The sequence below is a fragment of the Microbacterium sp. SZ1 genome (genome assembly GCF_002362255.1).
GTDB lineage: Bacteria > Actinomycetota > Actinomycetes > Actinomycetales > Microbacteriaceae > Microbacterium.
Window position 1 is genome coordinate 33,750 of the sequence record NZ_LPVV01000038.1, and the last position, 17,072, is coordinate 50,821.

General features: G+C 69.1%; 14 protein-coding genes. 4 read left to right on the forward strand and 10 right to left on the reverse strand.

What is annotated here, in order from left to right:
• Positions 1-16: 16 nt before the first annotated feature.
• The 5 genes from dxs to dut form a co-directional block, all read right to left on the reverse strand.
• The gene (gene dxs, locus AUC47_RS11845) at positions 17-1,957 is read right to left on the reverse strand and encodes a 1-deoxy-D-xylulose-5-phosphate synthase (RefSeq protein WP_096715389.1); all 1,941 of its coding nucleotides are present in this window, start codon (positions 1,955-1,957) and stop codon (positions 17-19) included.
• Between the two features lie 170 nt (positions 1,958-2,127).
• Positions 2,128-5,010, reverse strand: a complete 2,883-nt coding sequence (locus AUC47_RS11850) for an aconitate hydratase (RefSeq protein WP_179297608.1) — start codon at positions 5,008-5,010, stop codon at positions 2,128-2,130.
• Between the two features lie 108 nt (positions 5,011-5,118).
• On the reverse strand, positions 5,119-5,865 hold the full coding sequence (locus tag AUC47_RS11855; protein WP_256999560.1) for a DUF3159 domain-containing protein: 747 nt from the start codon (positions 5,863-5,865) through the stop codon (positions 5,119-5,121).
• Positions 5,862-6,449: a DUF3710 domain-containing protein gene (locus AUC47_RS11860; protein ID WP_096715391.1), complete on the reverse strand. Its 588-nt coding sequence runs from the start codon at positions 6,447-6,449 to the stop codon at positions 5,862-5,864. The genes AUC47_RS11855 and AUC47_RS11860 overlap by 4 nt, the downstream gene beginning before the upstream one ends.
• On the reverse strand, positions 6,442-6,915 hold the full coding sequence (dut, locus tag AUC47_RS11865; RefSeq protein ID WP_096715392.1) for a dUTP diphosphatase: 474 nt from the start codon (positions 6,913-6,915) through the stop codon (positions 6,442-6,444). Before dut ends, AUC47_RS11860 begins: the two co-directional genes overlap by 8 nt.
• A 12-nt stretch (positions 6,916-6,927) precedes the next feature.
• Here dut and AUC47_RS11870 point away from each other — a divergent pair, with 12 nt between their 5' ends.
• On the forward strand, positions 6,928-7,392 hold the full coding sequence (locus AUC47_RS11870; protein ID WP_096715393.1) for a DUF3093 family protein: 465 nt from the start codon (positions 6,928-6,930) through the stop codon (positions 7,390-7,392).
• 71 nt (positions 7,393-7,463) lie between these two features.
• Here AUC47_RS11870 and AUC47_RS11875 read toward each other — a convergent pair whose 3' ends face one another.
• Complete coding sequence (locus AUC47_RS11875; protein ID WP_096715394.1) at positions 7,464-7,757, reverse strand: DUF4193 domain-containing protein; 294 nt, start codon at positions 7,755-7,757, stop codon at positions 7,464-7,466.
• A 196-nt stretch (positions 7,758-7,953) separates the two neighbouring features.
• Here AUC47_RS11875 and sepH point away from each other — a divergent pair, with 196 nt between their 5' ends.
• Positions 7,954-9,000 (forward strand): septation protein SepH, encoded by a 1,047-nt coding sequence (sepH, locus tag AUC47_RS11880; protein ID WP_096715395.1) that lies wholly within the window; start codon positions 7,954-7,956, stop codon positions 8,998-9,000.
• A 10-nt stretch (positions 9,001-9,010) separates the two neighbouring features.
• Here the strand turns inward: sepH and AUC47_RS11885 are convergent, their stop codons facing one another.
• A complete protein-coding gene (locus AUC47_RS11885; RefSeq protein ID WP_256999561.1) occupies positions 9,011-10,132 on the reverse strand; it encodes an alkaline phosphatase family protein in 1,122 nt (373 codons plus the stop codon).
• 58 nt (positions 10,133-10,190) lie between these two features.
• Here AUC47_RS11885 and AUC47_RS11890 point away from each other — a divergent pair, with 58 nt between their 5' ends.
• Complete coding sequence (locus AUC47_RS11890) at positions 10,191-12,632, forward strand: DNA gyrase/topoisomerase IV subunit A (RefSeq protein ID WP_096715397.1); 2,442 nt, start codon at positions 10,191-10,193, stop codon at positions 12,630-12,632.
• 41 nt (positions 12,633-12,673) lie between these two features.
• On the opposite strand, the gene AUC47_RS11895 is transcribed toward AUC47_RS11890, so the two are convergent.
• A complete protein-coding gene (locus AUC47_RS11895; protein WP_373557864.1) occupies positions 12,674-14,779 on the reverse strand; it encodes a DNA gyrase/topoisomerase IV subunit B in 2,106 nt (701 codons plus the stop codon).
• A 192-nt stretch (positions 14,780-14,971) separates the two neighbouring features.
• Here AUC47_RS11895 and AUC47_RS11900 point away from each other — a divergent pair, with 192 nt between their 5' ends.
• Complete coding sequence (locus AUC47_RS11900; protein WP_096715398.1) at positions 14,972-15,190, forward strand: DUF7455 domain-containing protein; 219 nt, start codon at positions 14,972-14,974, stop codon at positions 15,188-15,190.
• A 71-nt stretch (positions 15,191-15,261) separates the two neighbouring features.
• On the opposite strand, the gene AUC47_RS11905 is transcribed toward AUC47_RS11900, so the two are convergent.
• Positions 15,262-16,302: an alanine racemase gene (locus AUC47_RS11905; protein WP_096715399.1), complete on the reverse strand. Its 1,041-nt coding sequence runs from the start codon at positions 16,300-16,302 to the stop codon at positions 15,262-15,264.
• The gene (locus tag AUC47_RS11910; protein ID WP_256999562.1) at positions 16,299-17,006 is read right to left on the reverse strand and encodes an alanine racemase; all 708 of its coding nucleotides are present in this window, start codon (positions 17,004-17,006) and stop codon (positions 16,299-16,301) included. Before AUC47_RS11910 ends, AUC47_RS11905 begins: the two co-directional genes overlap by 4 nt.
• Positions 17,007-17,072 lie beyond the last annotated feature (66 nt).

Here is a 17,072-nt window from a genome sequence, read left to right on the forward strand (position 1 = left end):
TGCCCTCGGGCGCTGATCAGCCGCGTTCGTGCAGGGGGAACTCGATGGCCCCGGTCTCCCCCGCTTGACGCGCCACCGGGATGCGGGTGCCGAGTACCTGCGCCACGACGTCCTGGGCGATCTTCGATGCCGTGAGCCCGGCGTCCGCGAGGATCTGGTCGCGCGAGGCATGGTCGATGAACTCGTCGGGGAGCCCGAGTTCGTCGACGGCGGTGTCGATGCCCGCCTCACGCAGAACCTGCCGCACGCGGGTCCCGACGCCGCCCACGCGGATGCCGTCCTCCAGCGTGATCACGAGACGGTGCCGCGCGGCGAGCTCGACGATCGATGGCTGCACGGGGATGGCCCAGCGCGGATCGATGACCGTCGCGCCGATCCCCTGCGCACGGAGCCTCTCGGCGACATCGACCGCCAGCGACGCGAACGGGCCGATGCCGACGACCAGCACGTCTTCCGACTCGCCGCGGGCGAGCACGTCCACCCCGTCCTCGAGGCGTTCGATCGCGGGGAGATCCGGCGCGACGTCGCCCTTCGGGAAGCGGATGACGGTCGGGGCGTCGTCGACGAGCACGGCCTCGTCGAGCGCCTCCTGCAGGCGGACCGCGTCTCGCGGAGCCGCGATGCGGATGTGCGGCACGATCTGCAGCATCGCGAGGTCCCACATGCCGTGGTGGCTGGGGCCGTCCGGTCCGGTGACGCCCGCGCGGTCGAGCACGAAGGTGACCCCGGCGCGATGCAGCGCGACGTCCATGAGCACTTGATCGAACGCGCGATTCAGGAACGTCGCGTAGAGCGCGACCACGGGGTGCAGGCCGCCGAACGCGAGGCCGGCAGCCGAGGCGACCGCGTGCTGCTCCGCGATGCCGACGTCGTAGACCCGGTCGGGGAACCGCTCGGCGAACGGCGCGAGGCCGGTCGGGCGCAACATGGCCGCGGTCATGGCGATCACGTCCGAGCGGCGCTCGCCGACCGAGACCAGAGCATCCGAGAACACGTCGGTCCATCCACGACCGCCGGCGCCGAGCGTCTCGCCCGTGGCCGGGTCGATGCGTCCGACGGCGTGGAACTGGTCGGCCTCGTCGTCGCGAGCCGGCTGATACCCGCGACCTTTCTCGGTGATCGCGTGCACGATGACGGGCGCCCCGTAGGACTTCGCGAGTTCGAGGGTCTCGATGAGGGCCGGCAGATCGTGACCGTCGACCGGACCGAGGTACTTGATGTCGAGGTTGGAGTAGAGTGCCTCGTTGTTCGTGAAGCGCGAGAGGAACCCGTGCGCACCGCCGCGCACGCCCCGGAAGACAGCGCGACCGACGGGCCCGAAGGCCCGGAACAGACGGTCGGATCGCTGGTGCAGGTCCTTGTACGCCGCGGCCGTGCGCACCCGGTTCAGGTAGCGCGACATGCCGCCGATGGTCGGAGCATACGAGCGTCCGTTGTCGTTCACGACGATGACGAGGTTGCGGTCGTTGTCGTCGGAGATGTTGTTGAGCGCCTCCCACGTCATGCCGCCCGTCAGCGCGCCGTCGCCCACGACCGCGACCACGTGGCGGTCGGCGCGCCCCGTCGCCGTGAGCGCGCGCGAGATACCGTCGGCCCAGCTCAGCGAGCTCGACGCGTGCGACGACTCGACGACATCGTGCGGGCTCTCGCCGCGCTGCGGGTAGCCGGCCAGACCGCCGCGAAGGCGCAGCGAGGAGAAGTCCTGTCGCCCGGTCAGCAGCTTGTGCACGTACGACTGGTGGCCGGTGTCGAAGATGAACGGGTCGTCCGGCGAGGAGAAGACGCGGTGGAGGGCGAGGGTGAGCTCGACGACGCCGAGGTTCGGGCCGAGGTGGCCTCCGGTCTGCGACACGTTCTCGACGAGGAACTCGCGGATCTCGCCGGCGAGTTCGACGAGCTGATCCTCGGACAGGGAGTCGAGGTCACGGGGTCCTGAGATGCTCCGGAGAATGGGCATCTGCACCTCCTCACAGGCACCGTCGGGGCAGCCGATTCCGGTTCGGATGCAGGTTCGATCCTACCCCGCCGGGCTCGGGAAGGCCTGGAGCGCAGGACCCCCTTGACACACGCAGAGGGGACACACGCAGAGGGGCCCGGCTCCGAAGAACCGGGCCCCTCTGTCGGCGATCAGACCAGCGAACGCAGCACGTACTGCAGGATGCCGCCGTTGCGGTAGTAGTCGGCCTCACCGGGGGTGTCGATGCGGACGACCGCGTCGAACTCGACGACCTGCTTGCCCTCGGGCGAGTGCTCGCTCGGCGTGGCCGTGACCTTGACGGTCTTCGGCGTGACGCCGTTGTTCAGCTCCTCGAGACCGGTGATCGAGACGATCTCGGTGCCGTCGAGGCCGAGCGACTCCCAGCTCTCACCGGCGGGGAACTGCAGCGGGACCACGCCCATCCCGATGAGGTTCGAGCGGTGGATGCGCTCGAAGCTCTCGGTGATGACGGCCTTGACGCCGAGGAGGCTGGTGCCCTTCGCCGCCCAGTCGCGCGAGGAACCCGAGCCGTACTCCTTGCCGCCGAAGATCACGAGCGGCGTGCCCTGAGCCTGGTAGTTCATGCTCGCGTCGTAGATGTACGACTGCGGGCCGCCCGGCTGCGTGAAGTCGCGGGTGTAGCCGCCCTCCACGACCTGACCGTCGTTGACGGCCGAGACCATGAGGTTCTTCAGGCGAATGTTCGCGAACGTGCCGCGGATCATGACCTCGTGGTTGCCGCGGCGCGAGCCGAAGGAGTTGAAGTCCTTGCGGTCGACGCCGTGCTCGGTGAGGTACTGGGCGGCAGGCGTGCCCGGCTTGATGTTTCCGGCTGGCGAGATGTGGTCGGTGGTGACCGAGTCGCCGAGCGTGGCCATGACGCGCGCGCCCTCGATGTCCTTCACCGGGGTGAGCTCCATCTTCATGCCGTCGAAGTACGGAGCCTTGCGGACGTACGTCGAGTTCTCGTCCCACTGGAAGGTGTCGTCCTCGGGGGTGGGGAGGCTGCGCCAGCGCTCGTCGCCGTCGAAGACGGTCGCGTACTGCTTGATGAACTGCTCACGCGAGATCGACGAGTCGACGATCTCCTGCACCTCGTCGGGTGTGGGCCAGATGTCCTTGAGGAACACGTCCTGGCCGTCGGAGCCCTTGCCGAGCGCGTCCTTCTCGAAGTCGAAGTGCATCGACCCGGCGAGGGCGTAGGCGATGACCAGCGGCGGGCTGGCGAGGTAGTTCATCTTCACGTCGGGGCTGATGCGGCCCTCGAAGTTGCGGTTGCCCGAGAGCACGGCGGTCACGGCGAGGTCGTGCGAGTTGATCGCCTCGGAGACCTCTTCGATGAGCGGACCGGAGTTTCCGATGCAGATCGTGCAGCCGTAGCCGACCGTGTAGAAGCCGAGGCCCTCGAGGTCCTTGTCCAGACCGGACTTCTCGTAGTAGTCGGTGACGACCTTCGAGCCCGGGCCGAGCGTCGTCTTGACCCACGGCTTCTGCTTGAGGCCCTTCTCGAGAGCCTTGCGGGCGACGAGACCGGCGGCGATCATGACCGACGGGTTCGACGTGTTGGTGCACGACGTGATCGCGGCGAGCGTGACGGCCCCGTTGTCGAGGATGTACTTCTCCCCCGACGGCGTGGTGACGGGAACCGGGTTCGATGCGTTGACCGGTGCGCCGCTGTTGATGTGCACGGGGCGCGTGGTGCGCGGCTCCTCCTCGCCGGGGACGTTGCCCGGGTCGGATGCCGGGAACGAGTGCTTCGACTCGAGGTCGACCACGTCGTCCGACGTCGAGGCCGTGGCGTAGTTCAGGATGTCCTGCTCGAACTGCGACTTGGCGTCGGACAGGAGGATGCGGTCCTGCGGACGCTTCGGACCGGCGATCGACGGCACGACCGTGCCGAGGTCGAGTTCGAGGTACTCGCTGAAGACGGGCTCCTTCGTGGCGTCGTGCCAGAGCGTCTGCTCCTTGGCGTACGCCTCGACGAGCGCGACGGCCTCTTCGCTGCGGCCCGTGAGGCGCAGGTAGTCGAGGGTCACATCGTCGATTGGGAACATCGCAGCGGTCGAGCCGAACTCGGGGCTCATGTTGCCGATGGTCGCGCGGTTGGCGAGCGGCACCGAGGCGACGCCCTCGCCGTAGAACTCGACGAACTTGCCGACGACGCCGTGCTTGCGCAGCATGTCGGTGATGGTGAGCACGACGTCGGTCGCGGTCACACCGGCGGGGATGTCGCCCGACAGCTTGAAGCCGACGACGCGCGGGATGAGCATCGACACGGGCTGGCCGAGCATCGCCGCCTCGGCCTCGATGCCGCCGACGCCCCAGCCGAGAACGCCGAGGCCGTTGACCATGGTCGTGTGCGAGTCGGTGCCGACGCAGGTGTCTGGGTAGGCGCGCAGCACGCCATCGACGGTGCGGTCGTAGATGACCTTCGCGAGGTGCTCGATGTTCACCTGGTGCACGATGCCGGTGCCGGGCGGGACGACCTTGAAGTCGCTGAAGGCCGTCTGGCCCCAGCGGAGGAACTGGTACCGCTCGCCATTGCGCTCGTACTCGATCTCGACGTTGCGCTCGAGCGCGTTCTCCGAGCCGAAGAGGTCGGCGATGACGGAGTGATCGATCACCATCTCGGCGGGCGAGAGGGGGTTGATCCTGTTGGCGTCGCCGCCGAGCGCCGTGACGGCCTCGCGCATGGTGGCGAGGTCGACGATGCAGGGCACACCGGTGAAGTCCTGCATGACCACACGCGCCGGCGTGAACTGGATCTCGGTGTTGGGCTCGGCCGCGGCATCCCACGACCCGAGAGCCTCGATCTGCGCCTTGGTGACGTTCGCGCCGTCCTCGGTGCGAAGCAGGTTCTCGAGGAGGACCTTGAGGCTGAAGGGGAGCTTGTCGAAACCGGGCACCGTGTCGATGCGGAAGATCTCGTAGTCGGTGCTGCCGACCGTCAGGGTGCTCTTGGCACCGAAGCTGTTCACCGTGGACACGAATCCGTCTCCTTCTATTCGGATGGGAGCGACAGGCGCCTCCATCTTGCTCGCCAGCGAGCCCCTGCGGCTAGCAAGGCAGACCTAACCAGTCTGCTCCGCTCGTCGCGTGGCCGGAAGCCTGCAATTTATCTTGATGTCAAGATAAATCTATCACGACTGAGGCGGTTGCTCGGCCTGCGGCGCGCGGGGGTAGAGCGCTCGCACGACGAGCCAGGTGACGGCGATCAGCGGTGCGAAGAGCGGGAGCCCCATGATGAGCTTGAGGGTGCCGAGCACCGCCACCTCGTTCGCGAGGTAGAGCGGCAGTTGCACGGCGAGACGGGCGAAGAAGAGCGCGGCCCATGCGACTCCCAGCCAGAGGAAGGCCCGACGCTTGCGGCGGTCCTTCCGCCACGCGGTACCCTCGCCCATCAGGAATCCGACCGCGAGGCCGATGAGCGACCAACCGATCAGCGCCGACACGAGCATCGCCGTGCCGTACACGGCGTTCGTGATGAGGCCGGGGACGAAGTTGTCGGCGCCGCGTCCGGTGAACAGGGCGAGTCCAGCGGCGGCAGCGGCGGCGACCAGGCCGCCGATCGCGGCGGAGGGCGGCGACTTCTGCAGCAGCCGGATCGCCGTGAAGACGGCGGCGAGACCGACCGAGACCCCCAATGACAGGATCAGCGGCTCGGGGCGGATGGTGAAGAGGATGACGAACGCGAGGCTCGGCAGGACGGACTCCAGGATGCCGCGCACTCCCCCGATCGCCGACCAGACGACCTGATGCGTTGCCCCCGAGGTCGCCGGATCGAGACCAGCGCGGCGCGCCGCACCGCCGAGCGCGGCGCCGAGGACCTCCGACGCGCTCTGCTCGCGCTCCGGCTCGGGCGCCGGCGGGGTCAACGGCGTGCTCACGCCGAGCCCGGGGTCGCCGGCATCTTCAGCGGGATGAGATCGCGCGGCGGCATCGGGGCGCCTCCACGCACGACCACGATCGACCGGAACAGGTCCTCGACCTTGGCTGCGGCATCGAGGTCGGATGCCGCGGCTCCGCCGATCACGCCACGCAGGAACCACCGGGGGCCGTCGATGCCGATGAAGCGCGCGAGACGCAGCTCCGAGCCCTCGCTGGCGGGCGCCGGCACCTCGGCGAGCAGTTCCTTGCCCAGGGGACCCTCGCGCTCCTCGACGCGGCCACCCTGCGCTCGGACCTGGTCACGGAGCTGCACGCGGGTCTCGTCCCAGAGACCGCCGGAACGCGGCGCTGCGAACGGCTGCACCTGCAGCGACGACTCGGCGTAGTCGAGACCGACCGCGACGATGCGCTTGGACTGCTCCTCGACCTCGAGACGCAGGTTGAGCCCCTCGCGCGGCAGGATCTTGATGCCGCCGAGATCGATGTACGGGCGGACAGGGTTGGCCTCGGAGTCGTCGAACGGCCCGTCGGTCGCGCGGTTCGCGGGTGCCGACTTCGAGGGAGTCGCGTTGTTGTCAGTCATGGACCTGTCCTGCCGGGGTCGAGTGGGTTCCTGCCTGGTAGCCGGTCGAGCCGAAGCCGCCTTCGCCGCGGACGCTGTCCGGCAGCTCTTCGACCGGGATGAACGTGGCTCGGGTCACGGGCATGACGATCAGCTGCGCGATGCGGTCGCCGACGGCCACATCGTACGCGCTGTGGATGTCGGTGTTGATCAGACTCACCTTGATCTCGCCGCGGTAGCCCGCGTCGACCGTGCCGGGAGAGTTCACGATCGAGATGCCGTGCTTCGCCGCGAGACCGCTGCGCGGCACGACGAACGCCGCGTAGCCCTCCGGCAGGGCGATGCGCACACCGGTCGCGACCAGAGCGCGCTCGCCCGGGGCGAGATGCACGGCCTCTGCGGCGACCAGATCCGCTCCCGCGTCGCCGGGGTGGGCATAGTCGGGCACGACAGACGCGATAATGGGGACATCAACGGAATCAGTCACCCCACGAGGCTAATGCAGAACATCGCCCCCGACGCGCGAGTCCGCTACCGCGAGCGGCTGTCGCCGAGCCTGTGGCTGCTGGTGACGATCGCTCTGGCCGGACCCATGGTCGCGCTCATCTTCATCCCCGCCGGATCGACGGTGGCTCTCGTGATCGGCGCCGCCGTGTCGGCGCTGCTCGTCGCGGGGGCGATCGCACTCACGCCGGTGGTCTCCGTCCAGGGCGATGAGCTCTGCGCTGGACGCGCGCACATCGAGGTGCACCACCTCGGCCGGCCCGTCGCGCTCACCGGCGAGGAAGCGCGTCAGGCGCGTGGCCCGGGTCTCCCCGCGCGCGGCTGGCACCTGGTCCGCGGAGGCATCGACGGCGTCGTCGTCGTGCCGAACGTCGACCCGGACGACCCGGTCACGGCATGGACCATCTCGACTCGCACACCCGACCGGCTCGCCGCCGCCATCGAGGCCGCGCGCTCCTGAGGTGATGCGTCCGGATACGACAACGCGCCCCTGACCGAAGTCGGGGGCGCGCACGTCTCGCTCGGATGCGCTCAGGCAGCGCACTCCTTGCAGATGGGGCCGTCGGGCCCCTCGTGGTCGAGCTGGGAGCGGTGCTTCACGAGGAAGCAGCTCATGCAGGTGAACTCGTCCTGCTGCGCGGGCAGCACGACGACATCGAGCTCGAGGTCGGACAGATCGGCACCGGGGAGGTCGAAGCTGGACGGGTTGTCCGCGTCCTCGTCTCCCGTGGAGCCGGAGTTCTTGTCCGGCACACGCTCCTTGAGGGCTTCGATCGACTCGGAGTCGTCTTCACTCTTGCGGGGAGCGTCGTAGTCGGTTGCCATATGGAGAATCTCCACTTTCATGCGAGTGGGTGGTGCGCCGTCGGGGTAATCGGCGGCCATAGTTTGCACGACCGTGAGTGAATAAGCAAATGCCCACGGGTGCGACAGAGCAAACTCACGGCACGCCCGGTGTATTCCCCGGTCGGAGGGCCGCTGCGTGACACCATGAACGCACAGCCACAAGAGGGGCATTCGCATGGAAAACGTCACCATCGTCGGCACCGAAGCAGGGGTCCTGGTACTCGCCACCGAGTCGGGCGAGCGGTTTGCGCTTCCCATCGACGACGTCCTGCACAGGGAGATCCGTCGGGCGACCAGGCAGAGCGAGCCTGCGACGCAGCGCCTCGCGGCCAGCCCTCGCGACATCCAGGCGCAGATCCGCGCCGGCCTCACAGCGCCCGAGGTCGCCGAGCTGCTCGGCATCGACGTCGAGGACGTCGAGCGCTTCGAAGGCCCCGTCCTCGCGGAGCGCGAGCACGTGATCGGGCAGGCGCTCGCGGTGCCCGTTCTGATCGGCAGCGACGTCGAACCGGACGCGCAGCCCACCTTCGGCACCGCGATCCGCGCGAAGCTGGCCGACGTCGAGGCGTCGGCCGAGCGCTGGGCGAGCTGGAAGGAGGATCGCACCTGGATCATCAAGCTCGAGTTCACCGCGAACGAGGTCGACCACGACGCCCGCTGGTCGTTCGATCCCCGACGCAGCGCCCTCGCGCCGCTGAATGCCGACGCCACGCAGCTGTCGCGCCAGGGATCGCTGCCGGAGGGCCTCATCCCCCGCCTCCGTGCCGTGGAGTCCGAGCGCACCGCCTCGCCGTACAAGGACGACAGCCGGTTCGACTCCGGTGCCTTCGGCCCGCGTCTGGTGCCGACCCCGCCGATCGACGCCGAGGGCGAGGAGTCGTCGCAGCCAGAACGATCGTCGTCCGCGGTGCAGGATGCCGCGACCAAGCGCGCACCGGAGTCGACGAGCACGAGCCCCGAGACCGCCGATCTCCTCGAGGCTCTTCGTCGCCGCCGCGGCCAGCGGGAAGCCGCGCCGCTGCTCGAGGAGACCGACGAGGACGAGGCGGACTCGAGCCCGATCGCCCTCTTCGACGCTTTCGAGACGGCCGAGCCTGAGCAGGAGGAGCCCGAACCGGAGCCCTCCCCTGAGCCCTCGAACGACGGCGGGAGCCGGCGTCGCCGTCGCAACGCCATGCCGTCCTGGGATGAGATCGTCTTCGGAGCCCGCACCGACGAGTGAGGGTCCGGCGTCAGCGGGCGAAGGCTCCGAGACGCAGCAGCGGGACCTGACGCTCCTCCGGGGTCAGCGCACCGTGCTGGCCGACCATCCCGCGATTCCGCTGATCCGCCGCGGTCCCGTCGTACACCGCGACATTTCCTCGAGAGACGATCAGGACGTCGCCGATGCGGGACGCCGCGGCATCCGTCACCACCGGTCCGAAGAGCCTGGCTCTGACCGCGTCCTCACGCGTCCCCACGTTCGCGAAGCCCTCGAGGTCGCTGCGCCACCGCGCCGCGACCTTCGCCGCATCCGCGTCGGGTTCGAGGTAGGCGTGCAGCATCCGCGGCTCCCCACCCAGGTGCCGCACTCCCGCGAGGTGCTCGGCCTCGAGCACGACCTGTCGATGTGCGGGCACGTCGACCATGCCGTGATCCGCGGTGACGATGACGCCGACGCCGGGGGGCACCCGCATGGAGAGCGCGGCGTCGAGCTCTTCGAGCGCGGCGACCCAGTGCGGCGAGTCGACGCCGTGCCGGTGGCCCGCCTTGTCGACCTCCGGCAGATAGCAGTACACGAGGGAGCCGGGATGCCGTTCGGCGAGGTCGTACGCGAGGCGCACCCGGTCGGCCGGAGCCTCGGCCGAGACGAACTCGGCGCCGCGGAGTGTGGCACGGGTGAAACCGCTGCGAGCGTAGGCGGCGACGCCGACCGCGAACGCCGGGCGCCCTTCGGCGGATGCGCGCTCGAACACGGTCGCGACCGGCTGCCAGGCGAGCGGGTCGATGCCCTCCGTCTCCCATCCGGAGAGCTGATTGACGAGCAGGTCGCGCTCACGGTCGAGCACCCGGTATCCGACGAGGCCGTGCTCCCCCGGCGAGACACCCGTCAGCAGGCTGGTCAGCGCCGCGGCGGTGGTCGACGGGAAGACGGTGTGCGCGACGTCCTTCTTCGCCATCCCCGCTGTGAGCGATCGGGCGTGCCCGGTGTGCGCGCGCAGGGTGATTGCGCCCAGACCGTCGATGAGCACGAGCACGACGGACTCCGCGCGCGGCAGAGCCTCCGATTCGCCGCGGAGTGCGGCGAACAGGTCGCCCGCCACCCCGACGACGCTCCGGGCTGTGAGCGACTCGGGCGGTAGCATGAGGGACATCCGAGCCAGTCTGACACAGGCTCCGCCACGCCCTCAGCCCGCATCACCCAGGATGGCCATGCCGAAGACCCCGCCGCCCGAGCTCGCTCCGGAGAGAATCCAGGACATCGATCTCGAGAGTGAGATGCAGGGGTCGTTCCTCGAGTACGCCTACTCCGTGATCTACTCGCGGGCTCTCCCTGACGCGCGAGACGGTCTCAAGCCGGTGCAGAGGCGCATCCTCTTCCAGATGGCGGAGATGGGTCTGCGTCCCGATCGCGGGCATGTGAAGAGCGCGCGCGTCGTCGGCGAGGTGATGGGGAAGCTGCACCCCCACGGCGACTCCGCGATCTACGACGCGCTCGTGCGCCTCGCTCAGGACTGGGCGTTGCGCGTGCCGCTCGTCGACGGGCACGGCAACTTCGGCTCGCTCGACGACGGCCCCGCCGCCGCCCGGTACACCGAGGCACGACTGGCCGCTCCGGCGACCGCTCTCACACAGGATCTCGACGAGGACGTCGTCGACTTCATCCCGAACTACGACGGCCAGTTCCAGCAGCCGGCCGTGCTGCCCGCCGCTTTCCCGAACCTCCTCGTCAACGGAGCCAGCGGCATCGCGGTCGGCATGGCGACGAACATGGCGCCGCACAATCTCATCGAGGTCGTGGCCGCAGCGACGCACCTGCTCGAGCATCCGGATGCGACGACCGAGGAGCTCATGGAGTTCGTCCCCGGTCCCGACTTCCCCTCCGGCGGCATCCTCATGGGACTCGACGGCGTGAAGGACGCCTATACCAACGGGCGCGGCGCGCTCAAGGTGCGCGGCAAGGTGTCGATCGAGTCCCTCGGTCCGCGGCGCACCGGCATCGTCGTATCCGAGCTCCCCTACATGGTCGGCCCCGAACGCCTCATCGAGAAGATCCGCGACGCCGTGCAGTCGAAGAAGCTGCAGGGCATCAGCGACGTCACCGATCTCACCGACCGCAACCACGGCCTCCGGGTCGCGATCGGCATCAAGACGGGCTTCGACCCGAACGCTGTGCTGGAACAGCTCTATCGGCTCACCCCGCTCGAGGACTCGTTCAGCATCAACAACGTCGCGCTCGTCGACGGACAGCCGCGCACGCTCGGCCTCAAGGAGATGCTCAGCGTCTACGTGAGCCACCGCATCGAGGTCATCACCCGCCGCAGTCGCTATCGGCTGGCCCGGCGCGAGGAGCGCCTGCACCTCGTCGAGGGACTCCTCATCGCGATCCTCGACATCGACGAGGTCATCCAGGTCATCCGCTCGTCCGATGACTCCGAGCAGGCGCGAACGCGGCTGCGCACCGTCTTCGACCTCAGCGAGCCGCAGGCGGAGTACATCCTCGAACTTCGTCTGCGCCGCCTGACGAAGTTCTCGCGCATCGAGCTCGAGAGCGAACGCGACGCACTGCAGGCCGAGATCGCCTCTCTACGCGAACTGCTCGGCAGCGACGTGCTCCTGCGTGCGGCGGTGGCCAAGGAGCTGGATGCCGTGGCCGACGCCTACGGCACGCCGCGTCGCACCCTGCTGATGAACGCGGCCCCACCGAAGCCGCGGGCGACGAAGGGCGCCGTCGATCTGCAGATCGCCGACGCGCCGACCGTGCTCGTCCTGTCGACGACGGGTCGCGCCGTCCGGGTCGACCTCGCGGAGGGACAGCAGCTCACCGCCCCGACCCGTCGCAGCAAGCACGACGCGATCCTCGCGACCATCGACACCACAGTGCGCGGCGAGATCGGCGCGCTCACGACCGAAGGCCGCGTTCTGCGCTTCTCCCCCGTCGACCTCCCGTCGGTCCCCTCCTCGTCGGTGCAGCTCGGCGCCGGCACGCCGCTGCGCGACTATCTCGGCATCACGACGCGGGGTGAGCGCATCCTCGGCTTCGTGCGGTTCGACAGCGACACCCCGATCGCGATCGGCACTGCCCAGGGTACGGTCAAGCGCATCGTCCCCTCCGCTCTCCCGGTGCGTCCGGACATCGAGGTCATCGGCATGAAGCCCGGCGACACGATCGTCGGTGCGGCCGAGGCCTCCGACGACGCCGAGCTCGTGTTCGTGACCACCGACGCGCAGCTGCTGCGCTTCTCCGCCTCGACAGTGCGCCCGCAGGGAGCTCCGGCCGGCGGCATGGCCGGGGTGAAACTGGGCTCGGGAGCCTCGGTGCTGTTCTTCGGGGCGGTCTCGCCGGGAACGGATGCCGTCGTCGCGACCGTCTCCGGCACCGAGAGCGCTCTGCCCGGTACCGACCCAGGGCGCGTGAAGGTCTCCGCCTTCGCCGAGTACCCGGCGAAGGGTCGCGCCACCGGCGGCGTGCGCGCCCACGCCTTCCTGAAGGGAGAGGATCGTCTGAGCGTCGCCTGGGTCGGCCCTGCGCCGGCGCAGGCGGTCGACCCGACAGGTGCGGTTCGCAAGCTGCCCGAGGCGCGCGCGCGGCGTGACGCGTCGGGGCAGCCTGTCGAAGGCGTCATCGGCAGCATCGGACGCACTCTGGTCTGAGACTTCGACGTTCGCGCTCGTCGAGGTCTACCGCTCGGCGATCAGGCGTCGATCGACTCGCGAGACAGCCGATCCGACGAGTCGATGATGAACTCGCGCCGCGGCGCGACCTCGTTGCCCATGAGCAGCTCGAACACACGGCCCGCGGCCTCGGCATCCTCCATGCGCACTCGGCGCAGCAGGCGACCTCCGCGGTCCATGGTCGTGGACGCGAGCTGCTCGGCATCCATCTCCCCGAGTCCCTTGTAGCGCTGGATCGGCTCGTGCCACCGCTTGCCCGCCTTGCGGAGTTTGGCGAGGAGCGCGTGCATCTCCTGCTCGCTGTAGGTGTAGATCGTCTCGTTCGGCTTCGAGCCGGGGTTGATGACGACCACACGATGCAGCGGGGGTACGGCGGCGAAGACCCGGCCGTGCTCGATGAGCGGTCGCATGTAGCGGTAGAAGAGCGTCAGCAACAGCGTGCGGATGTGCGCGCCGTCGACGTCGGCGTCGCTCATCAGGATGATCTTGCCGTAGCGCGCCGCGTCGATGTCGAAGCTCCGGCCCGATCCGGCGCCGATCACCTGGATGATCGAGGCGCACTCGGTGTTCGACAGCATGTCGCCCACGGATGCCTTCTGCACGTTGAGGATCTTGCCCCGGATCGGCAGGAGCGCCTGGAACTCGCTGTTGCGCGCGTTCTTGGCCGTGCCGAGAGCCGAGTCGCCCTCGACGATGAACAGCTCGCTGCGCTCCACGTCGTTCGTGCGGCAGTCGACGAGCTTGGTCGGCAGCGTCGATGACTCGAGCGCGTTCTTGCGGCGCTGCGTCTCCTTGTGGGCGCGCGCCGAGACCCGCGCCTTCATCTCGGCGACGATCTTGTCGAGCAGCTGCGTCGCCTGACTCTTGTCGTCGCGCTTGGTCGACGAGAACCGTGCTGCGAGGTCCTTGCGGATCACCTGGGCGACGATCTGACGGACAGCCGGCGTGCCGAGCACCTCCTTGGTCTGCCCCTCGAACTGCGGCTCCGGAACGTTCACGGTGAGCACGGCGGTGAGGCCGGCGAGCACGTCGTCCTTCTCCAGCTTGTCGTTGCTGCCCACCTTGAGTCGGCGCGCGTTCTGCTCGACCTGGGCGCGCAGCACCTTGAGGAGCTCCTGCTCGAAACCCTGCTGATGCGTGCCGCCCTTGGGCGTGGAGATGATGTTGACGAACGAGCGGGTGATCGTGTCGTAGCCGGTTCCCCACCGCATCGCGATGTCGACAGCGCACACGCGCTCGACCTCGGTCGCGACCATGTGCCCGTCGGCCTGAAGCACGGGTACGGTCTCTGTGAAGGTCCCCTCGCCCTGGATACGCCAGGTGTCTGTCACCGGCGCATCGGTCGCGAGATACTCGACGAACTCCGAGATGCCGCCCTCGTACAGGTACGAGGTCTCCACGGCCGTCGACTCGCCGCCCTCCGCGTCGCCCGTCGAGCGGGCGTCGCGGACCACGATCTCGAGCCCGGGCACGAGGAACGCCGTCTGACGGGCGCGCGTCTCGAGCTCGCCCAGCTGGAACGCGGCATCCTTCGTGAAGATCTGCCGATCGGCCCAGTAGCGCACCCGGGTTCCGGTGACGCCGCGCGGCGCCTTCCCGATGACCCGCAGCTCGCTCTTCTGCTCGAACGGCGTGAAGGGGGCATCCGGACGCTTCTCGCCCTTGTCGGCGAAGATGCCGGGCTCGCCGCGGTGGAACGACATCGCGTACGTCTTGCCACCGCGATCGACCTCGACGTCGAGACGCTCCGAGAGCGCGTTCACGACCGAGGCACCCACGCCGTGCAGACCGCCGGATGCCGCGTACGAGCCGCCGCCGAACTTCCCGCCGGCATGCAGCTTGGTGTAGACGACCTCGACGCCGGTGAGTCCGGTGCGGGGCTCGACGTCGACAGGGATGCCGCGGCCCCGGTCGTGGACTTCGACGCTGCCGTCCTCGTGCAGGATGACGTCGATCTTCGAACCGTTTCCGGCGACGGCCTCATCGACCGCGTTGTCGATGATCTCCCACAGGCAGTGCATGAGACCCGGGGAGCCGTTCGACCCGATGTACATGCCAGGGCGCTTGCGGACGGCCTCGAGGCCTTCGAGCACCTGGAGATGATGGGCGGAATACTCGGCGGTCACAATCTCCGATTCTATTCTCGGGCGCGGACACGGACCGCTCGACACTCCCCGTACACGACTACTCCGCGCCCCGTCCACGACCGGCGCGTACGCTCCGAGCGAAACACGCCGTCAACCGGGCATGCATACAGGTGCAGCGTGGTTGTATTGATCACGCCCACCAGCGAACCCGACACCTAGGAGGCACCGAAGATGAACGCAACGACCGAACGTGAGACCTCCGCCGTCGAGTTCCGCCTGACCGCCATGGATCGATGCGATTCCTGCGGCGCGCAGGCCTACATCGCGGCCGAGGTCAACGGATCCGAACTTCTCTTCTGCGCGCACCATGGCCGCAAGTACGAGGAGAAGCTCCGCAGCGTCGCCACCAGCTGGCACGACGAGACCTCGCGCCTCATCGACGCCGTCTGATCCGCCGACCCGAACGAGTCGACACGGAGCCCGTCTCATGACGGGCTCCTTCTGTCTGCGCTCGTGATCGGTCAGTCGACGACGACCCGGCGGATGCGCGAGGTCAGGCGCGTGAGGATCTCCTCGCCGACCGTGTCGATCCGCTCGGCCAGCGTCGTCGCGCTCGACTCGCCGTGGTCGCCGGCACCGAAGATCCAGACCGGATCGCCGACCGCGGCGCCTGGCCAGATCGACACGGCCGAACTCGCCTCGTCGACGCGGACGAGCGTGCCCGCTCCGGCGGGCGTCCCGATCGTCGAGCCGGCGAGCCGCGACGGGATGCCGTCGAAAGAGCCGATCCCGACGGTGACCTCATCGCCGCGGACCTCGGTCACCGTCGCGACGAGCTCGGCGACGGGAGCGATGCCCTCGAGGTCCGGGCCGTCGGCGGAGCGAATGCCGTAGCAGAAGGCGCCGATGCGCGACACCGTGCCCCGCAGCTCGGGGCGCCACCAGGACGCGGCGGATGCCGTCAGATGGAGCGCGTCGGGCACCTCGCCCGAACGTCCGCTGACCTCGATCGCGTGCAGGAACTCGCGGCGAGCGTCGTCGTCCTCCTCGTCGCTGGCCTCCGCGAGGTGGCTCCAGATGCCGACGAGCGCGACGGCTCCGGCCGCCTCAGCCCGCCGCACATCCGCGATGGTCTGCTCCCATTCCTCCGGCAGCATGCCGTTGCGGTGCAGTCCGGTGTCGATCTTGAGGTGGATGCGCGCGCGGATGCCGAGCGCTGTCGCCCGTGCGATGACCGCCGACAGGTACTCCGTCGAACCGACCCCGAGGTCGATGTCGTGGCGCAGCGCCTCGTCGATCTCGTCGTCGATCGACGTGACCCACGCGAAGATGCGACCGTGCGCGCCGAGGATCTCCCGCACCCGCACCCCGCTGCACACGTCGTACGCGCCGTACCAGTCGACTCCGGCGGCGAGACCGGTCTCCACGGCCCAGGTCAGTCCGTGCCCGTATGCATCGTCCTTCAGCACCATCATGAGCTCGGACGGGGCGATGCGATCGCGCACGGCGGCGATGTTCCATGCCAGGCGACGGGTCGAGAGTCTCAGCTCGGGGCGGATCATGCCTCCCACCTCCGGGCGGCGTGCGCACCGGCGACGGCGATCAGCTCGCCCGCCGACATCCCCGTCACAGATCTCCACCGAGCGAGGTTGGGAGCCGCAGGACCCGTGCCCCCGAAATAGGTCACCTCGTCGTCGGTCGCGGCACCGGTCGGACTACCGACGTCGACGACGCAGACGTCCATCGCCACCCGGCCGATGATCGGACGCATCGTGCCGCGGATCTCGACGTGCGCCGCGTTCCCGAGCGCGCGGACGATCCCCTGCGCGTACCCGCCGGTGATGAGCGCCGCCGTGGTGTCGCACTCCGCACGATGGGTGTAGCCGTACGACACGGCATCCCCTGCCTTGAGCGGCTTCATCGAGAGCACGCGGCCGACGAGGCGCATCACGGGCCGCGTCCGCATCGCGCCGTCGGCATCCGGCAATCCGTAGAGCAGAGCGGGATCGACGTCGGCGGACCCGGTCGTCACGGCGTCGATGCCCTCGACTGCCAGAGCTTCCGCCTCTGCGGCGGAATCGACGAGCATCGCCTCGCCGCCGGCAGCCGCCACCGCATGGGCGACCCCGACGAGCCCGTGTCCCCAGGCGTCGCGTCGCAGATCGGCGATCCGCCCCCCTCGCGACACCGCTTCGGATGCCGCCGCCGCCAACGCCGATCGCGAGATCACGGCCTGCGGAAGGGAGCTGGAAGTCGAGGCGCGCACCCGTCCAGCCTACTCCGGGCTGCCAGGTTGCCCGGTAGCTCGCCCGTAGACTGGGAGCGACCGAAG